The following is a 20,675-nucleotide window of genomic DNA, read 5'->3' on the forward strand; positions in this document are numbered from 1 at the left end:
GGCCGCTGGCCGGCAACCTCGTGCGTGCCGCCAAACATCATGAGGTTGCCGGCCAGCGGCCGGCACTACCGCTACACCTCACCCGGTGTTCTGCACGCCCTGCGAAACACCGTTCACGCACGCAACCAGCGCGCGCAGCAGGTCGTCGTCCTCGCGGCCGCTGGCCCGCCAGCGCTGCAGCAGATCCACCTGCAGCACGCTGATCGGATCGACGTAGGGATTTCGCAGGCGGATCGACAGCGCCAGCCGCGCGTCGTGGTCCAGCAGCGTCTGCTGGTCCATCAACGCCAGCAGCCAGTGCCGGGTCAGGTCCAGCTCGCGCTGCACCTGCGGGAAGAAGCGTTCGTGCAGTTCGCCCGACAGCTTCGAGAACTGCTCGGCGATGGTGATATCGCCCTTGGACAGCACCATCGCGATGTCGTCCAGGAAGGTGCGGAAGAACGGCCAGTCGCGCGCCATCTCGCGCAAGGTACCCTCGTGACCGGCATCCACCGCCGCCTGCAGGCCACTGCCCACGCCATACCAACCGGGAATGACGGCACGCGCCTGGCTCCAGGCGAACACCCAGGGAATCGCACGCAGGTTGCCCAGTGCTGCGTCCTGGCCGAGCCGGCGCGACGGACGCGAGCCCAGCGTCATCCGTTCGATCACATCGATCGGCGTGGCGGTGCGGAAGTAGTCCATGAAGCCGGCCTGGCCGACGAAGCCACGGTAGACCTCGCTGCTGGCAGCGGACACCACGTCCATCACCGGCCGCCAGTCGTCCTCGCGCGGCTCAGCCGCGCGCGGGCGCAGGCTGGCGCGCAGCACCGCGCCGGTGGCCTGTTCCAGCGAACGCAGCGCCAACGCACGAATGCCGTATTTGCGATGGATCACCTCGCCCTGCTCGGTCACCCGCAGGCGGCCGTCGATGCTGCCGCGCGGCGACGCGTCGACTGCGTGCGTGGTCTTGCCACCGCCACGGCTGATCGAGCCGCCGCGGCCATGGAAGAAGGTCAGCCGGATGCCCGCCTCGGCCGCCACCTCCAGCAGTTCCACCTGCGCGCGCTGCAGGCCCCAGCGCGAGGCGGCGATACCGCCGTCCTTGCTGCTGTCCGAATAACCCAGCATCACCATCTGCACGTCGCCGCGCGCACGCAGATGGGCGCGGTACACCGGGTCCGCCAGCAGGTCGCGCAGGGTGGCGGTACCGCGCTTGAGGTCGTCCACCGTTTCAAACAACGGCGCGATATCCAGCGGCACTGATCCGTTCTCTTCCACCAGCCCGCCACGGCGTGCCAGCGCCAGCACCGCCAGCACATCGCTGCGGTCGTGTGCCATCGAGATGATGTAGCTGCCCAGCGCATCACCGCCATGGCGTGCGCGTGCATCGGCCAGTGCCGCGAATACCGCATCCAGCCGCTGGTTGCCTTCGTCGTCACCGTTGGGCAATGCCGTTTCACCGCTGGCATGCGGGCCCAGCAGCCGCGCACGACCCAGTGCATCCAGCGCCTGCCAGGCCTCCTCGCCGCCCAGCACGGCGGCCAGCGCGCGCGCGTGCACGCTCGACTCCTGGCGCACGTCCAACCGCGCCAGATGGAAGCCGAAGGTCTTCACCCGCCACAGCAGGCGCTGCACGGCAAAGCCACCGGCATGCTCGCCGCGGTTCGCACGCAGGCTGTCGAGGATCAGCTGCAGATCCTCGATCAGCTCGTCCGGGCCAGCGTAGTTGCCTTCGCCATCATCCAGCGTGGCCTGAAGGCGCGCGCGCATGCGGTCGTTGAGCAGGCGGTACGGCATGTCGGCATGGCGCGGGCGCGACTGCACCTGCGGCAGCAGCTGCTGGTACTGCGCCACGCGCGCCTGCAGCGCATCGCTCACCCCTACCCGCTCGGTGGACTGGCTGAGCAGGCTGGCCAGCTGCAGTAGTTCCTTCTGGTAGCGCCCGAGCACCGCCTGCCGCTGCGCATCCAGCGTGTTGCGGATGGTGGTGGCATCCACGTTCGGGTTGCCGTCCATGTCGCCGCCCACCCACGTACCAAAGCGCAGCAGGCGCGGCAGCGGCAGTTCTTCGCCGTAGGTATCGCGCAGCGCCTGCTGCAGCGATTCGTACAGCACCGGGATCACCCGGTACAGCACCTCCCCCAGATAGAAGCCGACGTGCTCGCGCTCGTCATCGACGGTCGGCCGCACCGGTGAGGAATCGGTGGTCTGCCACGACGCGGTGAGCGCCATGCGGAAGCGCGCGGCATCGGCGGCGGCTTCACCCGGCGTGCGCTGGCCGTCGAGGTTGTCGACCAGACTGGCCACCATCAGCTGTTCCTTCTCCAGCAGCGCACGGCGCACCGCTTCGGTCGGATGCGCGGTGAACACCGGTTCGATGTCGATGCGCGGCAGCCACTGCGCCAGTTCGTCCAGGCCCACGCCCTGTGCCTTCAGGTGCTGCAGCGCATCCTGCAGGCCATCGGGCTGCGGCGCGGCGGTACCGGCGCGCTGGTAATCGCGGCGGCGGCGGATGCGATGCACGCGCTCGGCGATGTTGACCACCTGGAAGTAGGTGCTGAAGGCCCGCACCATGGTCTCGGCCTGCTGCGGCGTGCGCCCGGCCAGGCCATCGGCCAGCTCCGACAGCGGCGCCTGGTTTTCGCGACGGGCGATGGCGCGGGTACGCACGTCCTCGACGTCATCAAGAAACGCGGCCGACACCTGTTCGACCAGCAGGTCGCCGACCAGTGCGCCAAGCCGGCGCACATCATCGCGAAGCGGAAGATCGGGAGAAGCAAATTCGATGCTGCTGCGGTACTCGTTCATCGGCGACGCACAGGCCTCGGTCAACGGATCCAGGCCCCAAGCCTATCCCAGATCGGGCGTCGTGCTGCGATGCAAAAATGGTTTCATCTGGTAGTGCCGGCCGCTGGCCGGCAACCTCAGGTTGCATGGCTCCATGAGGTTGCCGGCCACCGCCCGGCACTACCGGGCCCGGTCAGCGCTTCTTCTTCGCCTTGCCCTGCTCGGCCGGGCCGATGGTCTGCTCCAGCCAGCGCTCGCTCTCGGCCAGCATGGTCATGATCGATTCGCGTGCGCGGTAGGCGTGCGATTCGTTCGGCAGCATCACCAGCCGCGCGGTGCCACCCAGGCCCTTCACCGCAGCAAACATGCGCTCGCTCTGGATCGGGAAGGTGCCGGAGTTGTTGTCGTCCACGCCGTGGATGAAGAGGATCGGGTCCTTGATCCTGTCGGCGTAGTTGAACGGCGCCATCTTCTGGTAGACGTCCTGCGCCTGCCAGTAGTTGCGCTCCTCGGCCTGGAAGCCGAACGGCGTGAGTGTGCGGTTGTAGGCGCCGCTGCGCGCGATACCCGCCTTGAACAGGCGCGTATGCGCCAGCAGGTTGGCGGTCATGAACGCACCGTAGGAATGGCCACCAATGGCGATGTGATCGCGATCGGTCACGCCACGGCGCACCACTTCATCCACGGCTGCCTGCGCGTTGGCCACCAGCTGTTCGATGTAGGTGTCGTTCGGCTCCTTGTCACCCTCGCCGATGATCGGCATCGACGGGCTGGCCAGCACCACGTAGCCCTTGGCCAGGAACGCCTGCGGGCCCCAGTAGCTGACCGCATTGAAGCGGTACGGCGAATCGGTCACCTGGCTGGCCGCGGCTGCGCTCTTGAACTCACCCGGATAGGCCCACATCAGCAGCGGGCGCGGGCCGTCGCGCTTCGGGTCGTAGCCCGGCGGCAGCAGCAGAGTCGCGGTCAGGTCGACGCCGTCCTTGCGCTTGTAGCGGATCTGCTCCTTCTGCACGCCCTTCAGCTGCGGCAACGGATGGGCGAAGTGGGTCAGCGCGCGCGGTGCGCTCCCAGCATCGGCCAGCGACTGCACGTAGAAGTTGGCCGGCTCGTCCGGGCTCTCGCGGCTCAGCAGCAGCGAGCTGCCCTGGTTGTCCAGCAATGCCACCGGCAGCGAATAGCTCGGCGCCTGCGAGTGGAACAGGCGGGTTGCCTTGCCCGTGGCGATGTCGAAGCGGTCCACGAACGGACGATCGCCTTCCGGCGATGCACCGGCACCGGCCAGATACAGGCTGCTGCCATCGGCGCTGGTCTGCAGCAGCGAGCGCCCGCGGTCGTCGCTGGACAACAGCGGCCGGCCCGGATCGGAATAGCGGTCCTGCCCGTCTCGATCCCAAAGCAGGCGCGGCTCGGCACCGGCGTTGTCCGGGGCGATCAACCAGGTCTTGGTCCTGCGGGTCTTCCACCACGATTCGGTCAGCAGGGCCAGGTCACCGCGGCCCCAGCTGATGCCGGCCAGGCGACTGCCAAGCTGGGCCAGGGTGACCGGCGGTTTGTCGAACGGCGCGGCCTGCATCAGCACCGCATCGCGTACCTTGGCGTCCCTGTTCGGGTCGCCGCCGTCCTGCGCTTCGGCCCAGACCAGCGTGGCGTCGGCATCACCGCGCCAGCGGATGTCGCGCACGCCGGTCACTTCGGCGTCGTTGCCGGTCGGCAGCCCTTCCACCAGCGGGCGCACGGCCACGGTGTGCACCAGCTTGCCGCTGGCACGGTCGATCACTTCAATGCGGCGCGGGAAGCTGTCCACCGGCACCACGTACGAATACGGGCGCTGCACCGGCTGGCGCAGCACGAAGCGGCCATCCGGCGACACCGAGAAGCCCATGAAGATGCCGGCCGCGCCGATCGCGCGGGTAGTGCCATCCAGGCTGACTTCCATCGGCTGGGTGGTCGCGTAGTAATCGAACTGGCGCGCATCAGCCTCGTTCTTAAGCAGGTCCTGGTAGGTACGGATCGACACCACGCCGCCGCCCTGGCTGGTCTGCTGCACGGCCGGGCCGGTCGGAATGCCGTCGGCGGCCGGGGCCGCACCGAGGTTGGCCGGGCGGGTGAACACCACCAGTCCGCGGCTGTCCGGCAGCCACTGGTAGCCGCTGCCGATCACCGTGTTCAGGCCGGCAACCAGGCGACGGGCGCTGCCGCCGGCCACGTCCACCAGCCACAGTTCATTGGCGCCACTGCCGGCGTCGACCTGGTTGAAGGCCAGCCACTTCTGGTCCGGCGACCACGTCACACTGGCGATCGACAGCTTGGCAGGCAGGCCGCTGATCTGCCGCTCCTTGCCGTCGGCCACGTTCATCAGCCACAGCTTCTCGCCGAAGCTGAAGCGGCTGTCGGAGAACGTGCGCGGGTTGATGCGCAGGCCGGCCAGCTTCAGTTCCGGCTGCGCCACCACCTGGATCGAAGGCAGCGACGGCATCTGCATCATCGCGGCCACGTCGCGGCGCGGCGACAGGTACAACGAGGGTGCACGCGGCGCGTCCACCACCGCCTGCAGCGCGGCCGACGGCAGTTCGTAGCCGTTGACGCCCTGGGCCTGTGCGGCCACCGGCTGCGGCGCTGCGGCCCAGGCCAGCGGGGCCACCGCCAGCAGTCCCATCGACAGGACCAGGCCGGTCCAGCGCCGAGTACGGCGCGCGTGCATGCTCATCGTTCCACCTGTGTGATGCGTGAAAACACCGACCTTAACAGGCCGTGCACGCGGCCCCATCTGCCGATGGTTGGGTCATCCGGATGTCACGTCGGGGCCGCGATATAATGGGGGTTCTCCCCTGCCGAGGGGCGCTGCGACCGGATCCCACGAGGCCCGGCCAGGCTCGGTAAGGTGGCTTTGTAACAACGGCGCCCGGCTAGATGCGAGCACCCGCTCGTCCACAACCGGAGCACACGAATGAACGCTGTTGCCAAGACCTTCTCCACCGAAGGTGACTACAAGATCCGCGATATCACGCTGGCCGACTGGGGCCGCAAGGAACTGGACATCGCCGAGCACGAAATGCCGGGCCTGATGTCGATCCGCCGCAAGTACCAGGCCGAGCTGCCGCTGAAGGGCGTGCGCGTGACCGGCTCGCTGCACATGACCATCCAGACCGCGGTGCTGATCGAGACCCTGAAGGACATCGGCGCCGACGTGCGCTGGGCCTCGTGCAACATCTTCTCGACCCAGGACCACGCCGCTGCCGCCATTGCGGCCACCGGCACCCCGGTGTTTGCCTGGAAGGGCGAGACCCTGGAAGAGTACTGGGACTGCACCCTGGACGCGCTGACCTTCACCCTGGCCGATGGCACCCTGACCGGCCCGGAGCTGGTGGTGGACGACGGCGGTGACGTGACCCTGCTGATTCACAAGGGCTACGAGCTGGAAAACGGCAGTGACTGGGTCAACACCGCCTCGTCCTCGCACGAAGAACAGGTCATCAAGAACCTGCTCAAGCGCGTCGCCAAGGAACGCCCGGGTTACTGGGGCCGCGTGGTCAAGGACTGGAAGGGCGTCTCCGAAGAGACCACCACCGGCGTGCACCGCCTGTACCAGCTGGCCCAGGCCGGCACCCTGCTGATCCCGGCGATCAACGTCAACGACTCGGTCACCAAGAGCAAGTTCGACAACCTGTACGGCTGCCGCGAGTCGCTGGCCGACGGCCTGAAGCGCGCGATGGACGTGATGCTGGCCGGCAAGGTGGCCGTGGTCTGCGGTTACGGCGACGTCGGCAAGGGCTGCGCGGCCTCGCTGCGTGCCTACGGCGCGCGCGTGATCGTCACCGAGATCGACCCGATCTGCGCCCTGCAGGCGGCGATGGAAGGCTATGAAGTCAACACCATCGAATCGACCCTGGGCCGTGCCGACCTGTACGTCACCACCACCGGTAACAAGGACATCATCCGCATCGAGCACCTGAGCGCGATGAAGGACCAGGCCATCGTCTGCAACATCGGCCACTTCGACAACGAGATCCAGGTCGATGCGCTGGTGTCGTTCGCCGGCATCAAGCACGTCAACATCAAGCCGCAGGTGGACAAGTACATCTTCCCGAACGGCAACGCGATCTTCCTGCTGGCCGAAGGCCGCCTGGTGAACCTGGGCTGCGCCACCGGCCACCCGAGCTTCGTGATGTCCAACAGCTTCGCCAACCAGACCCTGGCACAGATCGACCTGTGGGCGAACAAGGACAGCTACGAGAAGAAGGTCTACCTGCTGCCGAAGAAGCTTGACGAGGAAGTGGCGCGACTGCACCTGGAGAAGATCGGCGTGAAGCTGACCACCCTGAGCCAGGAACAGGCCGACTACATCGGCGTGCCGGTGGAAGGCCCGTTCAAGCCGGACCACTACCGCTACTGATGCCTGCGGGGTGCCGGCCAGCGGCCGGCACTGCCGGTGCATGCAACACCACGGAACGGGCGCCTTCGGGCGTCCGTTCTGCGTTTGCGTGTGGCCGTACACCCCGCATCCAGTCCCCACGGTAGATCCACGCCATGCGTGGATGCTCTCCGGCAGTAGGCTCGGTCAAGGCAACGCGCCCAGCGCGCGCTACCATGCCTACATGACCCCGGCCATCAACCTGCTCAAGCGCGAGAAGATCGCCCACACCGTGCGCAGCTACGTGCATGACGCCCACGCCGAATCGTATGGCGGCGAAGCTGTCGACAAGCTCGGCCTCGATCCGGCCCAGGTGTTCAAGACCCTGCTGGCCAGCACCGAGACACACGAACTGCTGGTGGCGATCGTGCCGGTGGCCGGCCAGCTGGACCTGAAGGCACTGGCCGAAGCCGCCGGCTGCAAGAAGTGCGAGATGGCTGCTGCTGACGCCGCGCAGCGCGCAACCGGTTACCTGGTGGGTGGCATCAGCCCGCTCGGGCAGAAGAAGCGCCTGCGCACCTTCCTGGACGCCAGTGCCGAAGCGCTGCCCGCGCTGCATGTCAGCGCCGGACGCCGTGGCCTGGAAGTGGAACTGGCACCCACCGATCTGCTGCGCCTCACCGCCGGCCACTACGCCGCCATCGGCAAGTCACGCTGATGCGCTGGCCGTGGTCTGCAGCGCCGATACCCCGGCTCGACGATGCACAGGCCGATGTGCTGCTGCAGGACCTGTTGTCGCGCGACGCAACGCGCATCACCGATGCCGCACGTACGGTCGCACGACTGTTCAGTGCCTCATCGTTGGACGCGTTGAGCGCACATGTGGATCTGATCGAACAACGCTGCCAAGGCATCGCGCTTGGCGGCATGCTGATCAGCAACCAGGCGTATCTGAAGGCCGCCCTGCGTCGGCTGCGTTACTGGCGTGCACGCGAGGGTTGCCTGTGCGCGCTCAACCCCGGCTACCCGTTCTTCGATCCCCGTCGCCTGATTGAACAAGGACAGATGCAGCTGCTCTCGGTGGAAGAGGCTGAGGGCTGCTGGGGCGACTGCCACACCGTTGCCTGCACGCAATGCGGCCAGCATTGGCAGGCCATCGACCGCGAGTACCATTACCCGTGGTGGGAATGGAAAGCTGCCTGAAGGCCAAGCGGCCACGCATGGCGTGGCTCTACTGCGGTCCGCACATTCACGCGATGCGTGGATGACAAATGTTGCTCACGGCCGCCAGTTCGCGTTGTTCTCCCAGAACTGGACGGAACGCCGGTAGGCTTCGCGGTCCAGCGGCACGCCGGATCCGCCCTCGTCCACGCCCAGCGCATTGCGCATCATCGTGATCGGCGCCATCGGTACCTCTTCCGGTTCGGCGGTGTAGATGCAGCCGACGATGCCCCAGTCGGCCTTGATCGGCGAGCCTTCCCTGGCCAGCTGCTCGGCGCTGTACAGGATCACCACCAGGTAGTTCGCACGCGGTGATTCCACGCCCTCGAACCAGCGCACCAGCACCGGCAGTTCCTCGCGGTTGCGCGCTTCGTAACCACTGCGCAGCAGGTGGCGGTTGGCCTCGGTGATCGGTACGGTCAGGCAGCGCGTGCTGGTCCAGTTCTCGTAGACGAACAGCTTGCAGAACGGCGCGTAGCCATCCAGCACCTTCAGCGGCGCATGCGCATTGAGGTGTGCCTCGAACTGCTCGGCAGTGCAGTCCTGGATGGTGTTGCCACGCGGCACGCGCGGGAACAGGCGGGGACGGGCGAAATCGGTGAGGACGATGGACATGGCGCGGGTGTGATCAGGAGTTCTGCTGCACAGGGTAACCGCCCCGGAGGCAGACAGGGCCGGATGCCGATGGTCACTGGCGCCAGCGTCCCGCTTGCAGCACCCTGCGGGCGACCCACTACAAGGATCGCCGGCTCATGGATGCAGCATGCGCATTGCCCCGTTCCGCCCACCGTCGGCAGTGGCCGATCGTACTGGTCATCCTCCTGCTGGCGCCGCCATTGCTGTTCGCCGCCGCTCTGCTCTGGCCGCTGTCGGCTCCGCCGTTGCCCGAGCCGGGCAACAGCCGCGTGATCGTCAATGCGCGGGTGGTGGACGTGGCGCGCGGCCAGGTCAGCGAACCCACCACCGTGACAGTGCGCCACGGCACCATCACTGCCATTGAGGAAGATCCGCAGGACGCGCGGCTTCCCGTGCTCGACGCCGGCGGCCGCTGGCTGCTGCCCGGTTTCTGGGACATGCACACCCATGCACTGCAATTGTCGCCGCAGCTGCAGTTCCCGCTGATGCTGGCCAACGGCATCACCGGCACCCGTGACATGATGGACTGCCCGCAGACCACCGATCCGCTGATCGCCTGCGTGGCCGACAAGCGCCGCTGGACCGCACAGGCCATTGCCGGGCAGCAGGTTGCACCGCGCTTCGTACAGATCGCCAGTTTCTACTTCGAAGATCCGTCACTCACGCCGGAGGCCGCCGCTGCGCGTGCACGGACGTACAGCGCGCGCGGGGTCGACGCGTTGAAGGTCTACAACCGGCTGCGTGCGGACACCTATCAGCGGCTGGCCACCGAGGCGCAGCAGCTGCGCCGTCCGTTGGTCGGCCACCTGCCCAAGGCGGTGCCTCTGGACGACGCGGTGCAGGCGGGCCAGCGCAGCTTCGAGCACGCCCATCTGTTCGTGCGCCACTGCTTCGACAACGCGGCGGCATGGCGCGGTGGCACGGTCGACGGCGAAGACCCGATCGTACTGGCCGAACGCATGGTTGCCAGCTATCAGCCCACGCTCTGCAACAAGGCGTTCGCTTTGATGCAGGCCAGCGGTGCCGCGTTCGTACCGACCCATGTCACCCGCGAAGAAGATGCACGCGCAAGCGACCCCGCCTTCGTCGACGATCCGAGCCTGGCCTATCTGGACCCGCTTTCACGCTGGGCGTGGCGTGATGACCTGCAGGCCACCGCAGCGCGCTATCCCGGCCGACGCGGCCAAGACGCACTGAAGACCTACTTCGAGCATGGCCTGGCTCTCACCGGTGCGGCCCATCGTGCCGGCGTCACCGTGCTGGTCGGCACCGATACCGGATTGGGCGGCTTCCGCTACCACGATGAACTGCAGTGGCTGCGACAGGCCGGCCTGAGCTAGGCCGACGTGCTGCGCGCAGCTACGCTGCAGGCCGCACGTCATCTGCAACGGCAGGCATCGCATGGAAGCGTCGAGGTCGGCAAAGCCGCAGACCTGGTGCTGCTTGATGGCAACCCGCTGCACGACATCGCCAATACCCGCCGCGTGCATGCCGTGCTGCTGGCCGGCCACCTCTATGACCGCCCGCGGCTGGATGCGCTACAGACTTATGCGCGCAGGCAGGCACGCTCGCCCGCAGTGATGGCACGCCTGCTGTGGGGATTCATCACCAGCCCGGTCAGTGCCGAGCTGTAGCGGCAGCTACAACGCCATCCGCTCGCGCAGTTCACGTGCCTGCCGCCGCGATACCTCCACCTCGCTGCCGTCGTCCAGCGCCAGATCGTAGCCATCTGCAATGCTGGGCGTCACGCCACGAATGCGGCGCAGGTTGACCAGCGTGTTGCGGTTGGCGCGGAAGAACAACTCCGGCGGCAGGCGTGCTTCCAGCGCGCTCAGGCTGCGGGTCAGCAGGGCGTTCTGGTCGCGGAACCATAGCCGTGTGTAGTTGCCATCCACCACCAGCCGACGGATCTCCGAGACCGCGACGAACCAGCAGCGTTCGCCCTCGCGCACGAACACCTGGTCCTGCGCGCCCAGCGTGCTGCGCGGCTCCGGCGTTTCGCCCGTCACCACCTCGCGCTGGCGCGCCCGCTGCAACGCTTCCAGCAAGCGCGGCGCCTCGACCGGCTTCACCAGATAGTCCAGCGCGTTGGCCTGGAAGGCGCGCACCGCGTAGGTGTCGTAGGCAGTAACGAAGACCACCGCCGGCACCGTCTCCAGCCCATCCAGCACATCGAAGCCGCTGCCGGAGGGCATCTGCACATCCAGCAGCACCAGGTCTGGCGCCAGTGTGGCGATCGCCTCGCGTGCAGCGGGCACATCGTCTGCTTCGCCCACGCACTGCACCCACGGCAGCGCCGACAACAGCGTGCGCAGCTCCTGCCGCGCCAGCCGTGCATCATCAACGATCAACACACGCAGCACGCCACTCATTGCGGAATCTCCAGCAGGGCCTGCATGCGGTCGCCGACCGGCTGCAGCATGAAACTCCCCTGCGTGCCGAGTTGCGCACGCAGGTAGGCAAGGCCGACTCCATGGCCATGGGCAGGCTCGTTGGCGCTGCCCAGCGGATTGTCGACCTGCAGACGCAGCACATCATTGTCCAGCGTGGCACGGATCTGCACCTCACCGCCGCCCGGGCGGCTGGCGATGCCATGCTTGATCGCGTTTTCCACCAGCAGCTGCAGCGCCATCGCCGGCAGTTGTGCCTGCAGGGCGTCGGCATCGATCTGCCGGTTCACCTGCAGACGCTGTTCGAAGTGGACTGCCTCGATGGCCAGGTAGTCGTCCACTACCACCAGTTCCTCGGCCAGGGTGACCTGCTCGCTGCGGCTGTGTGCCAGCGCCTGGCGCAGCGTGCGCGACAGGCGGGTGACCATGTCGCGCGCACGCTCAGGATCTTCCAGGATCAGCGCGCGCAGGTTGTTCAGCGCATTGAACATGAAATGCGGGTTGAGCCGTGCACGCAGTGCATCGCGCTCCAGCGCGCTGCGCTCGGCCTCGGCACGCAGGCGCGCCAGTTCCGCACTGCGTATCCGGCGCAGGCTGTGCAGGCCTGCCCAGAGCGCTGCCCACAGGGCCAGCATCACCGCAGTGGTGTACCAGTAGAGCAGCAGCGCCTTGGGGCTGAAGTCGGCCGTCTGCCGCCCCAGGCTCACCCAGTTCCAGGCCAGCGCCGAGTGCAGCGCGATGTTCACCAGCAGCTGCGCCACTGCCGCGCCCAATGCCACCGACAGCGCCAGCCGCAGCAACAGCCCGGCCGTGCCGCGCGCCCACCAGTCGGCACGCAGCGCCAGCGCGCGGATGGCACCGCTGCACCCGAACAGGGCCAACGCCAGACCCAGCGTGATCAACACGCCTGCGCTTCCGGCATCGCTGAAATAGGCTTGGCGCAGGCCGATTCCGGCAACGCCATAGAGCACCCACACCAGCGCATTGAGCAGCCAGAAGCGTACCGTCGAGGAGGAATCCGGCATGTCCATTCCGAGGCGTGTTGAAACTCAGTGGTGGTGGTCGAGGAAGGCCTGCACCTGACCGCGCAGCCAGCGCGGATCATCCCACATCAGGAAGTGGAAACCCTGCGCGCTCATCGCGATCTGCACGCCCTGCAGTTTCGCGTACTGCGCCTGGAACACCGCGCGCGTGCTGTCCTCGGTGCCGCCCATCGGCTGGTAGCCGGCCCAGCTGCCCAGCACCAGCGTCGGTGCGGTGATCGAGGCGATGTTGTCACGCAGGTCGGTGGTCATCACCGCATGCATGGCGTCAGCGGTGGTCTGGCGGTCGCTGGCTTCGCCCCAGCGCCCCAGCTCGGCCTGCCGCTGTGGATCGCGGGTCATGCCCGGCAGGCCGGCCTTCAGCTGCGCCTGCCACTGCGCGGCATCGGCGGCGAGCATGCCCTTGCGCAGCTGGTCGGCCATTGGCCGCACGCTGTCTGCGGTGGCGTTCGGGTCACGCGCGGCCGGCAGGAACGGCAATGCGTCGACCACCACCAGCGCACTGACTGCCTTCGGCTCGGCCTGCGCCATCTGCAGCCCCAGCAGGCCGCCAAGACTGTGGCCGATCACCACCACCGGGCCCAGCTGTTGGTCATGCAGGTAGGCCAGCAGCTGCCCGCGCATGGCCGGCAGGAATTCGGCCGGGCGCGGGTCGGCTGGCGCAGCGCCGGCAAAGCCCGGCAGCTGCACCAGATGGCACTGCACGTCCTTCAGCGCCAGGCAGGTCTCGCGCCAGACCTCGGCGCTGCTGTTCAGGCCGGGGATCATCAGCAGCGGACGGCCCTTGCCGACCACCTCGACCTGCACCTTGCCGGTGCCGGTGGCGGCCGCCGCATGCGCCGAGCCGGAACCGAGCACGGCCATCGCCATGCCGATCATCGCCAGCCGGGCCAGGGCCTTCATTGCGTACCAGAGTGCCAGGAAGATCTTCATCGTCTGCTCCTTCATTGGGTGGGTGGTGCCGGGATGGGAGCAGCGTGGGCCTGGCGGAGGCACCCCGGTTGCGATTTCGGAGCAGCGGCCGCACGGCGGGGCGAACGGTCGCGGGCCGGGGACGGCGGGCTCTCACGCAATTCTCATGCATCCATCTTGATGAAGAGATATACTGTTTCGCACCGACCGCCGCCATCCGCGCCATGACCGCCATCAGCTTCGAGTTCTATCCGCCCAAGACCGACGAACAGCGCAGCCAGCTGGACCGTGCTGCGGCCAAGCTGAAGGACTACGCCCCCGAATACGTGTCGTGTACCTTCGGCGCCGGTGGCTCGACCCTGAGCTACACCTCCGAGACCGTGCGCCACCTCAACCAGCACCATGGGTTCGATGCCGCGCCGCACCTGTCGTGCGTGGGCGGCACCCGCCAGGAGATCCGCGAACTGCTCAAGCTGTACCGCGCCATCGGCTGCCGTCGTCTGGTCGCGCTGCGCGGTGACCTTCCCTCGGGCATGGGCTTCCCCGGCGACATGCGCTACGCCGCCGAGCTGATCGACTTCATCCGCACCGAGCACGGCGATGCGTTCCACATCGAAGTGGGCGCGTATCCGGAAACGCATCCGCAGGCGACCGATGCGCTGGCTGACCTGAAGCACTTCAAGGCCAAGATCGATGCCGGTGCCGATGCGGCGATCACCCAGTACTTCTTCAACCCGGATGCCTACTTCCACTTCGTCGATGAAGTGCGCCGGCTCGGCGTGCAGGTGCCGATCACGCCCGGCATCATGCCGATCGCCAACTTCAGCCAGCTGCGCCGCTTCTCCGAGCAGTGTGGTGCGGAGATTCCGCGCTGGATCGGCCGCAAGATGCAGGCCTACGGCGATGACGCCGAGTCGGTACGTGCATTCGGCACGGAAGTGGTGGCCCGGCTGTGCCAGCGCCTGATCGAAGGCGGCGCGCCCGGCCTGCACTTCTACACCTTGAACCTGGCCAAGCCGACCACTTCAGTGCTGAAACTGCTGCACGGCTGAAAGCACGCCGGATCGGCGCTACCCTGCGAGGATGATCCGGCTTTCCTTCCTGCTGTTGCTGCTGCCGCTATGCGTGCTGTCGAGCGTCGCCCACGCACAGTCCACGCGCCTGAACCGCTGCACCGATGCGCAGGGCCAGAGCGTGTACACCGACCGGCCCTGCGACAGCGTGGGTGCACGGTCACGGCTGCCGCCGCCCTCCCCGACCGGCAATACCGCAGCGCGCGACACGCTGGGTGCACGCTGCCCGCGCCGGCTGAGCGAGCTCGTGGACGCATTGCGCAACGGCATCCTCAGCAACGACGTCAATCGGCTGTCCTCGCTGTACCTGTGGGGCTCGGTGTCCGACGCGGGCGCGCAGCGCATTCTCGGCCAACTGGAATCGTTGGCGCGGCGGCCATTGGTGGACGTGGTGCCGGTGTATCCCTCGCAGGCGCTGCCGCTATCGCAGGATGAAGGTCAGAGCCCTGCTGCGCAGGGGTCCGACCCTGAGCCGCCGGCCGTGCGCCATCCGGTCGGCCTGCGCCTGGAGCAGACGTTGCCGGGCAGCGTGGCGCGCGCCTCGACGGTGCTGGGATTGCGGCGGCAGTACGGGTGTTTCTGGATCACGTTGTGATCGGGCGGGGTCAGAGCCCTGCTGCGCAGGGATCTGACCCCGCATGCCGGCTCACTCCGGCCACAGCCCGCGAATGGCGGCGATGCCCTGCCCGCCATGGCGACGCGCTTCGGCGACGTGACCGCGGCCCATGCCGCCCAGCGCATAGATCGGCAGTGACACCTGCGCGCGCAGCTCGGCGAACGCGTCCCAGCCCAGCGGCACCGCGTCCGGATGGCTGGCCGTGGCCTGCACCGGGCCCAGCACGGCGAAGTCGCAGCCCAGCTGCTGTGCGGCCTGCAGCTGCTGCAGGTCGTGGCAGGATGCGGCCACCAGCTGGCCCTCGGGCAGCGGGCGCTGCGACAGCTGCAGCAGCTGTTCGCTGCCCAGATGCACACCCACGCCCAATGCGCGTGCCAGTTCGATATCGCGATTGAGCAGCCACTGCACCCCACTGCGACGATGCGCGCGCACGGCCTGTTCGACCATCGCCTGCCGCTGCGGATGCGCCGTCGGCAACCGCAGCTGGATGCGCTGCTGGCCCGCGGCCACCACGCGCTGCAGCTGTTCATGCCAATGCTGCAAGCCGCCCTCATCATCGGCCGGTGCCGGGGTGATCAGGTAGCTGTCGGGCTGGCGCAGGGCAGCCACCACCGGCAGGTCGGCCGGTGGCATTGAATAGCGGCCCAGCTTGTCCGGCGCCACCCAGGTGATTGCCTGGCCCTCCCGCCCGCGCGGCGTCCCCTTCCAGCTGCGTACATGGCGCACCTCCAGGGTCAGGTGCTTGTCCGGATAGCGCTGCGGCACATCCATCAGCCACTCGCCGACATCGGCCTCGATGCCCAGTTCCTCGCGCAGCTCGCGCACCAGCGCCTGTTCGGAGGTCTCGCCGGATTCGCGTTTGCCGCCGGGAAACTCCCACAGGCCGGCCATGTCGCGGTTCTCGGTACGGCGGTTGAGCAGCACGCGGCCACGGGCGTCGGTGATGACGGCGGCCACGACATGGATCGATCGGGTGGGGGAAGGCATGGGGGGAAGCATGCCCAGAACAGGGCGGCCGGCGCAATCACGGATGCGCTGCAACTCCCCTGCCACAAACGAAAAGCCCCGCTTTCGCGGGGCTCTTCGGCATCAGCTCAGCTGGCCGTGGCAATGCTTGTACTTCTTGCCACTGCCGCACGGGCACGGATCGTTGCGGCCGATCTTCGGCTCGTCGCGCTGCATCTGCGCCACGCCCTGCTGGGCAGCCTGCACCTGCGCGGCTTCCTCGTCGGCGCTGTAACCGCCCACGTCCTGGTGCTGGAACTGCGACTGGCTCAGGCGGGCTTCGGCCTGCTGGCGTTCGGCCGCTTCCAGCGCCTGCACTTCCTCGTCGCTGCGGATGCGCACGCGCGACAGCAGGGTCACCACTTCGCGCTTGACGTTTTCCAGCATGTCCGAGAACAGCTCGAAGGCTTCCTTCTTGTATTCCTGCTTGGGCTGCTTCTGCGCGTAACCACGCAGGTAGATGCCCTGGCGCAGGTAATCCATGCGCGCCAGGTGCTCCTTCCAGCTCTGGTCCAGCACGGTCAGCATCACGTGCTTCTCCAGCGCGCGCATGGTCTCTTCGCCCACGCTGGCTTCCTTCTCGGCGAAGTGCTGGTTGACGCGTTCCTGCACCTTGGCGGCAATCGCCTCGGCGTCCAGCTCCTCGTGTTCCTTGACCAGGTCGGTCAGCGACATCTGCAGGCCAAAGTCCGACTCCAGGGTCGCTTCCAGGCCACGCAGGTCCCACTGCTCGTCGATCGAGTTCGGCGGCACGAAGCGGGCCACCACGTCGAAGATCACGTCGTCGCGGATGCCGTCGACGTTGTCCTTCACCGACTCGGCGTCCAGCAGTTCGTCGCGCTGGGCGTAGATCACCTTGCGCTGGTCGTTGTTGACGTCGTCGAAGTCCAGCAGGTTCTTGCGGATGTCGAAATTGTGGGCCTCGACCTTGCGCTGCGATTTCTCGATCATTCGAGTGACCAATCGATCCTCAATGACGTCCTCTTCCTTCATGCCCATCATGCGCATCATCTTCTGGACACGCTCTCCCCCAAACACCCGGAGAAGATTGTCTTCCAATGCAAGGTAGAAGCGGGACGAACCCGGGTCACCCTGGCGGCCTGAACGGCCACGCAACTGGTTGTCGATACGGCGCGACTCATGGCGCTCGGTGCCGACGATGTGCAGGCCGCCCGCCGCCTTCACTGCCTCGTGGCGCTTCTGCCAGTCGGCCTTGACCGCGGCCTTCTGCTCGTCGGTCGCGTCCTCGCCCAGCGCGTGGAGCTCTGCTTCCAACGAACCGCCCAGCACGATGTCGGTACCACGGCCGGCCATGTTGGTGGCGATGGTCACCGCGCCCGGACGGCCGGCGTTGGCGACGATGGTCGCTTCGCGGTCGTGCTGCTTGGCATTGAGCACTTCATGCTTCACACCGGCCTTGCTCAGGTGCTCGGACAGCATTTCCGAAGTTTCAATCGAGGTGGTACCGACCAGCACCGGCTGGCCGCGCTTGGCGCACTCTTCGATGTCGGCCAGCACCGCATTGAACTTGCCCTTGCGGTTGAGGAACACCTGGTCCGGGCTGTCCTTGCGGATGGTCGGGCGGTTGGTCGGGATCACCACCACTTCCAGGCCGTAGATGCTCTGGAACTCGAAGGCTTCGGTATCGGCCGTGCCGGTCATGCCGGACAGCTTCTTGTACATGCGGAACAGGTTCTGGAAGGTGATGCTCGCCAGCGTCTGGTTCTCGCGCTGGACCGGCACGCCTTCCTTCGCTTCCACCGCCTGGTGCAGGCCATCGGACCAGCGGCGGCCGGCCAGGGTACGGCCGGTGAACTCGTCGACGATGACCACTTCGCCGTCGCGCACGATGTAGTCAACGTCGCGCTGGTAGATCGCGTGCGCGCGCAGGGCGGCGTTGAGATGGTGGACCACGGTCAGGTTCTGCGCCGCGTACAGGCCTTCGGTTTCGCCGTTGAGGATGCCGGCTTCCACCAGCAGCTGCTCGGCGTGCTCCATGCCCGCTTCGGACAGGTGCACCTGCTTGCCCTTCTCGTCGACCCAGAAGTCGCCTTCGCCGTCTTCCGCTTCCTGCTTGACCAGGTGCGGCACGACGCGGTTGACACGGATGTACAGCTCCGGGGAATCATCGGCCGGGCCGGAGATGATCAGCGGGGTACGCGCTTCGTCGATCAGGATGGAGTCGACTTCGTCGACGATGGCGTAGTGCAGGCCGCGCTGGTAGCGGTCGGCCTTGGACAGCGCCATGTTGTCGCGCAGGTAGTCGAAGCCGAATTCGTTGTTGGTGCCGTAGGTGATGTCCGCAGCATAGGCTTCGCGCTTGTCGCTGTGCGGCATGCCCGGGTAGACCACGCCCACGCTCAGGCCCAGCCAGTTGTACAGCTTGCCCATCTGCGCGGCGTCGCGGCGGGCCAGGTAGTCGTTCACGGTGACCACGTGCACGCCCTTGCCTTCCAGCGCGTTGAGGTACACCGGCAGGGTCGCCACCAGGGTCTTGCCTTCACCGGTGCGCATTTCTGCGATCTTGCCCAGGTGAAGCACCATGCCGCCGATCAGCTGCACGTCGTAGTGGCGCATGCCCAGCACGCGGCGGCCGGCTTCACGGCAGACCGCGAAGGCTTCCGGCAGCACCTTGTCCAGGGCTTCACCATCGGCGATGCGCTGCTTGAACTCCGGCGTCTTGGCCTGAAGCTGCTCGTCGGAAAGCTTCTCGATCTCCGGCTCCAGCGCATTGATCTTGGCGACGATGCGGTTGAGCTGGCGCAGCTGTCGTTCGTTACGACTGCCAAATACGCGGGTAAGCAGGCTGTTGATCATTGAAGGAACCGGGTTGGATGGACACGACGCCCGGCCTCCCCCTTGGGATCCGTCCGCCGCAAACGAAACAGGGCGCCTGGCGCCCTGTCGATGGCAACACCCATTGTAGCTTGGGACGGGCGGCTGAGGTTTCAACCCCGAGGGGTAGTGCCGGCCGCTGGCCGGTGATCCGCGATGCTGCCGAAGATCATGAGGTTGCCGGCCAGCGGCCGGCACTACCAGATCAACCGCATCGGGTCAGAGCCCTACCGCGGCGCGGAAGGGATCCGACCCGGGCATCAGCCGCGGCTGATGCGGCCGACCGGCGTGTTGCCGCCGTCGCCGAGGAACTTGCGCGGGTTGACCACGTTGCCGTTCTCCCACACCTCGAAGTGCACGTGGGCGCCGGTCGAACGGCCGGTGGAACCGGCCTTGGCCACTTCCTGCCCGGCACGGACCAGGTCACCGGCCTTCACCACCAGGCGCGAATTGTGCGCGTAGCGGGTGACGTAGCCATTACCGTGGTCGACATCGACCACGTTGCCGTAGCCGCCCTTCACGCCGGCGAAGCTGACCACGCCTTCGGCCACGGCCATCACCGGGTCGCCGACCTTGGCGTGGAAGTCCATGCCCTTGTGGGTGGCGGCACCGCGGCCGAACGGGTCGGCACGGGTGCCGAAGCCGGAGGTCACGTAGCTGTTGCGGATCGGCATGCGCGACGGCACGGCGTTCTGCTGCAGCTGGTGGTCGAACATCAGCGATTCCATCACCGACAACTGGCGGCCTGAAGCAGCGAAACGCTGCTCCAGCACCTGTAAGTCGGCGTTGACGTCCTTGACCGGGATGTCGCTGGTCGGGCCGCCGGCATCGCCGTCACCGAGGCCAGGCGTCTCGTTGAAGTCGAACTCGCCGTCTTCCAGCTTGCCCATCTGGGTCAGCCGTTCGCCAAGGGCGTTCAGGCGGGTAGCCTGCGCCTGCAGCTCGCCGAGGCGTGCCGCCAGCGCGTTGACCTGGGTCTGCGCATCGCGCTTGACCTTGGCCAGTTCCGCATCCTGACGCTCGACCTTGGCCTGCAGCCGGGAATCATTCAGCGCGCTGGCGCCAATGCCGCCAGCAAGGCCGATAATGCAGCCTACCCCGAGCACGCTGCCCAGCAGGGCGCGGGGGCGGTCCTCGAAATAGAACCGCAAACGCGCGATCGGCGACGACTTGGCCTGTCCTTCACGCGTTTTGATTACGATCTTTTTGAATGCCATCAGTGAGTTTTCATGTCTGAGCCGAAATCCAGCGTTCGCCCCGCGTCAGTGCCGAAGCCGGCGCTGGATGCGGTGATGGCGGACAAAAGCGGGAACCCGCTGCGGCGTGCCTTGTGGCTCGACGCGCTGGACCGTCAGTTGCGCCCCCAGTTGCCGCCACCTCTGCGCAGCCGTTGCCGGCTGGCCAATGTGGACGGGGAACACCTCGTTTTTCTCGTCGAGTCCCCGGTCTGGCATGCCAAGTTGCGGCTTGCCGAAGCCCAGTTGCTCGACGCGGCCCGTTCCATCGGGCTGAAGGCCACCAGGGTGACCATCAAGACTGCGTCTCCCACTCCCACGCGCTCCCCAGCGCTCGACAACCGGAATGGACCCCACGCAGTTTCAGCCGCCACGCACAAAGGGCTACGCGACGCCTTGGCTTGCCTGCAGGACGTTCCTTCGAAGCCGAAGAAGCGGTCCTGACGACAACGGAGCATCCGGCTCCGCTCCCCGTCGCACATGTCACCACGGCGTGAAACATTTCGGGGGCCGGGTCGCATCCTAGCTGCCATCCGGGGGCCTGTCGTTAGATTGTTGTTAAAACTGCGTTAAATTCAGGCTTCCG

General features: G+C 67.1%; 17 protein-coding genes and 1 riboswitch. Of the genes, 8 read left to right on the forward strand and 9 right to left on the reverse strand.

Going from position 1 to position 20,675, the window contains the following annotated elements:
• Positions 1-78: 78 nt before the first annotated feature.
• On the reverse strand, positions 79-2,790 hold the full coding sequence (ppc, locus tag AC5P6S_RS13845) for a phosphoenolpyruvate carboxylase (protein WP_043035373.1): 2,712 nt from the start codon (positions 2,788-2,790) through the stop codon (positions 79-81).
• Positions 2,791-2,962: 172 nt separating this feature from the next.
• The gene (locus AC5P6S_RS13850; protein WP_043035372.1) at positions 2,963-5,479 is read right to left on the reverse strand and encodes a S9 family peptidase; all 2,517 of its coding nucleotides are present in this window, start codon (positions 5,477-5,479) and stop codon (positions 2,963-2,965) included.
• Positions 5,480-5,599: 120 nt separating this feature from the next.
• Positions 5,600-5,683, forward strand: a riboswitch (S-adenosyl-L-homocysteine riboswitch).
• Between the two features lie 36 nt (positions 5,684-5,719).
• On the opposite strand from AC5P6S_RS13850, the gene ahcY reads away from it, so the two are divergent.
• The 3 genes from ahcY (at position 5,720) to AC5P6S_RS13865 (ending at position 8,326) form a co-directional block, all read left to right on the forward strand.
• Positions 5,720-7,165, forward strand: coding sequence for an adenosylhomocysteinase (gene ahcY / locus AC5P6S_RS13855; protein WP_004154241.1), 1,446 nt, complete (start codon positions 5,720-5,722; stop codon positions 7,163-7,165).
• 202 nt (positions 7,166-7,367) lie between these two features.
• On the forward strand, positions 7,368-7,841 hold the full coding sequence (gene ybaK, locus AC5P6S_RS13860) for a Cys-tRNA(Pro) deacylase (protein WP_099490444.1): 474 nt from the start codon (positions 7,368-7,370) through the stop codon (positions 7,839-7,841).
• A complete protein-coding gene (locus tag AC5P6S_RS13865) occupies positions 7,841-8,326 on the forward strand; it encodes a hypothetical protein (RefSeq protein WP_043035370.1) in 486 nt (161 codons plus the stop codon). Before ybaK ends, AC5P6S_RS13865 begins: the two co-directional genes overlap by 1 nt.
• A 75-nt stretch (positions 8,327-8,401) precedes the next feature.
• On the opposite strand, the gene AC5P6S_RS13870 is transcribed toward AC5P6S_RS13865, so the two are convergent.
• Entirely contained in the window at positions 8,402-8,959 is a 558-nt protein-coding gene (locus AC5P6S_RS13870) for a DUF3228 family protein (RefSeq protein WP_099526905.1), read from the reverse strand.
• Positions 8,960-9,114: 155 nt separating this feature from the next.
• On the opposite strand from AC5P6S_RS13870, the gene AC5P6S_RS13875 reads away from it, so the two are divergent.
• A complete protein-coding gene (locus tag AC5P6S_RS13875; protein ID WP_495201425.1) occupies positions 9,115-10,320 on the forward strand; it encodes an amidohydrolase family protein in 1,206 nt (401 codons plus the stop codon).
• Positions 10,321-10,326: 6 nt separating this feature from the next.
• Positions 10,327-10,614 carry an amidohydrolase family protein gene (locus tag AC5P6S_RS13880; protein WP_258286957.1) on the forward strand — a complete coding sequence of 96 codons (288 nt, stop codon included), beginning with the start codon at positions 10,327-10,329 and terminating at the stop codon, positions 10,612-10,614.
• 6 nt (positions 10,615-10,620) lie between these two features.
• Here AC5P6S_RS13880 and AC5P6S_RS13885 read toward each other — a convergent pair whose 3' ends face one another.
• Genes AC5P6S_RS13885 through AC5P6S_RS13895 form a run of 3 tightly spaced genes read right to left on the reverse strand, consistent with a single transcriptional unit; the run spans position 10,621 to position 13,346 of the window.
• Entirely contained in the window at positions 10,621-11,352 is a 732-nt protein-coding gene (locus AC5P6S_RS13885) for a LytR/AlgR family response regulator transcription factor (protein WP_049397437.1), read from the reverse strand.
• Complete coding sequence (locus AC5P6S_RS13890) at positions 11,349-12,395, reverse strand: sensor histidine kinase (RefSeq protein ID WP_495204640.1); 1,047 nt, start codon at positions 12,393-12,395, stop codon at positions 11,349-11,351. The genes AC5P6S_RS13885 and AC5P6S_RS13890 overlap by 4 nt, the downstream gene beginning before the upstream one ends.
• A gap of 24 nt (positions 12,396-12,419) precedes the next feature.
• On the reverse strand, positions 12,420-13,346 hold the full coding sequence (locus tag AC5P6S_RS13895; RefSeq protein WP_049418489.1) for an alpha/beta fold hydrolase: 927 nt from the start codon (positions 13,344-13,346) through the stop codon (positions 12,420-12,422).
• A gap of 203 nt (positions 13,347-13,549) precedes the next feature.
• Here AC5P6S_RS13895 and metF point away from each other — a divergent pair, with 203 nt between their 5' ends.
• Together metF and AC5P6S_RS13905 are read left to right on the forward strand one after the other, a co-directional pair.
• Positions 13,550-14,377, forward strand: a complete 828-nt coding sequence (gene metF, locus AC5P6S_RS13900; RefSeq protein WP_005412254.1) for a methylenetetrahydrofolate reductase [NAD(P)H] — start codon at positions 13,550-13,552, stop codon at positions 14,375-14,377.
• A 31-nt stretch (positions 14,378-14,408) separates the two neighbouring features.
• Positions 14,409-14,993, forward strand: a complete 585-nt coding sequence (locus AC5P6S_RS13905; protein WP_049397434.1) for a DUF4124 domain-containing protein — start codon at positions 14,409-14,411, stop codon at positions 14,991-14,993.
• A gap of 51 nt (positions 14,994-15,044) precedes the next feature.
• Here the strand turns inward: AC5P6S_RS13905 and AC5P6S_RS13910 are convergent, their stop codons facing one another.
• The 3 genes from AC5P6S_RS13910 to AC5P6S_RS13920 form a co-directional block, all read right to left on the reverse strand.
• Positions 15,045-16,001: a Nudix family hydrolase gene (locus AC5P6S_RS13910; RefSeq protein ID WP_049397432.1), complete on the reverse strand. Its 957-nt coding sequence runs from the start codon at positions 15,999-16,001 to the stop codon at positions 15,045-15,047.
• Positions 16,002-16,103: 102 nt separating this feature from the next.
• Entirely contained in the window at positions 16,104-18,836 is a 2,733-nt protein-coding gene (secA, locus tag AC5P6S_RS13915) for a preprotein translocase subunit SecA (RefSeq protein WP_012479159.1), read from the reverse strand.
• 278 nt (positions 18,837-19,114) lie between these two features.
• Positions 19,115-20,071 (reverse strand): M23 family metallopeptidase, encoded by a 957-nt coding sequence (locus tag AC5P6S_RS13920; RefSeq protein ID WP_005408087.1) that lies wholly within the window; start codon positions 20,069-20,071, stop codon positions 19,115-19,117.
• 12 nt (positions 20,072-20,083) lie between these two features.
• Between AC5P6S_RS13920 and AC5P6S_RS13925 the strand changes: the two genes are divergently transcribed.
• The gene (locus AC5P6S_RS13925; RefSeq protein WP_005408086.1) at positions 20,084-20,533 is read left to right on the forward strand and encodes a DciA family protein; all 450 of its coding nucleotides are present in this window, start codon (positions 20,084-20,086) and stop codon (positions 20,531-20,533) included.
• Positions 20,534-20,675: the final 142 nt, after the last annotated feature.

The organism is Stenotrophomonas sp. YJH_SMC_119, assembly GCF_059368315.1.

Bases quoted from the DNA above. Each gene is read 5' to 3' on its own strand.
- metF (WP_005412254.1), top strand. From the start codon at position 13,550: ATGACCGCCATCAGCTTCGAGTTCTATCCGCCCAAGACCGACGAACAG.
- secA (WP_012479159.1), bottom strand. From the start codon at position 18,836: ATGATCAACAGCCTGCTTACCCGCGTATTTGGCAGTCGTAACGAACGA.
- AC5P6S_RS13850 (WP_043035372.1), bottom strand. From the start codon at position 5,479: ATGAGCATGCACGCGCGCCGTACTCGGCGCTGGACCGGCCTGGTCCTG.
- AC5P6S_RS13865 (WP_043035370.1), top strand. From the start codon at position 7,841: ATGCGCTGGCCGTGGTCTGCAGCGCCGATACCCCGGCTCGACGATGCA.
- ahcY (WP_004154241.1), top strand. From the start codon at position 5,720: ATGAACGCTGTTGCCAAGACCTTCTCCACCGAAGGTGACTACAAGATC.
- AC5P6S_RS13895 (WP_049418489.1), bottom strand. From the start codon at position 13,346: ATGAAGATCTTCCTGGCACTCTGGTACGCAATGAAGGCCCTGGCCCGG.
- ybaK (WP_099490444.1), top strand. From the start codon at position 7,368: ATGACCCCGGCCATCAACCTGCTCAAGCGCGAGAAGATCGCCCACACC.
- AC5P6S_RS13925 (WP_005408086.1), top strand. From the start codon at position 20,084: ATGTCTGAGCCGAAATCCAGCGTTCGCCCCGCGTCAGTGCCGAAGCCG.
- AC5P6S_RS13910 (WP_049397432.1), bottom strand. From the start codon at position 16,001: ATGCCTTCCCCCACCCGATCGATCCATGTCGTGGCCGCCGTCATCACC.
- AC5P6S_RS13890 (WP_495204640.1), bottom strand. From the start codon at position 12,395: ATGCCGGATTCCTCCTCGACGGTACGCTTCTGGCTGCTCAATGCGCTG.
- AC5P6S_RS13905 (WP_049397434.1), top strand. From the start codon at position 14,409: ATGATCCGGCTTTCCTTCCTGCTGTTGCTGCTGCCGCTATGCGTGCTG.
- AC5P6S_RS13885 (WP_049397437.1), bottom strand. From the start codon at position 11,352: ATGAGTGGCGTGCTGCGTGTGTTGATCGTTGATGATGCACGGCTGGCG.
- AC5P6S_RS13870 (WP_099526905.1), bottom strand. From the start codon at position 8,959: ATGTCCATCGTCCTCACCGATTTCGCCCGTCCCCGCCTGTTCCCGCGC.
- AC5P6S_RS13920 (WP_005408087.1), bottom strand. From the start codon at position 20,071: ATGGCATTCAAAAAGATCGTAATCAAAACGCGTGAAGGACAGGCCAAG.
- ppc (WP_043035373.1), bottom strand. From the start codon at position 2,790: ATGAACGAGTACCGCAGCAGCATCGAATTTGCTTCTCCCGATCTTCCG.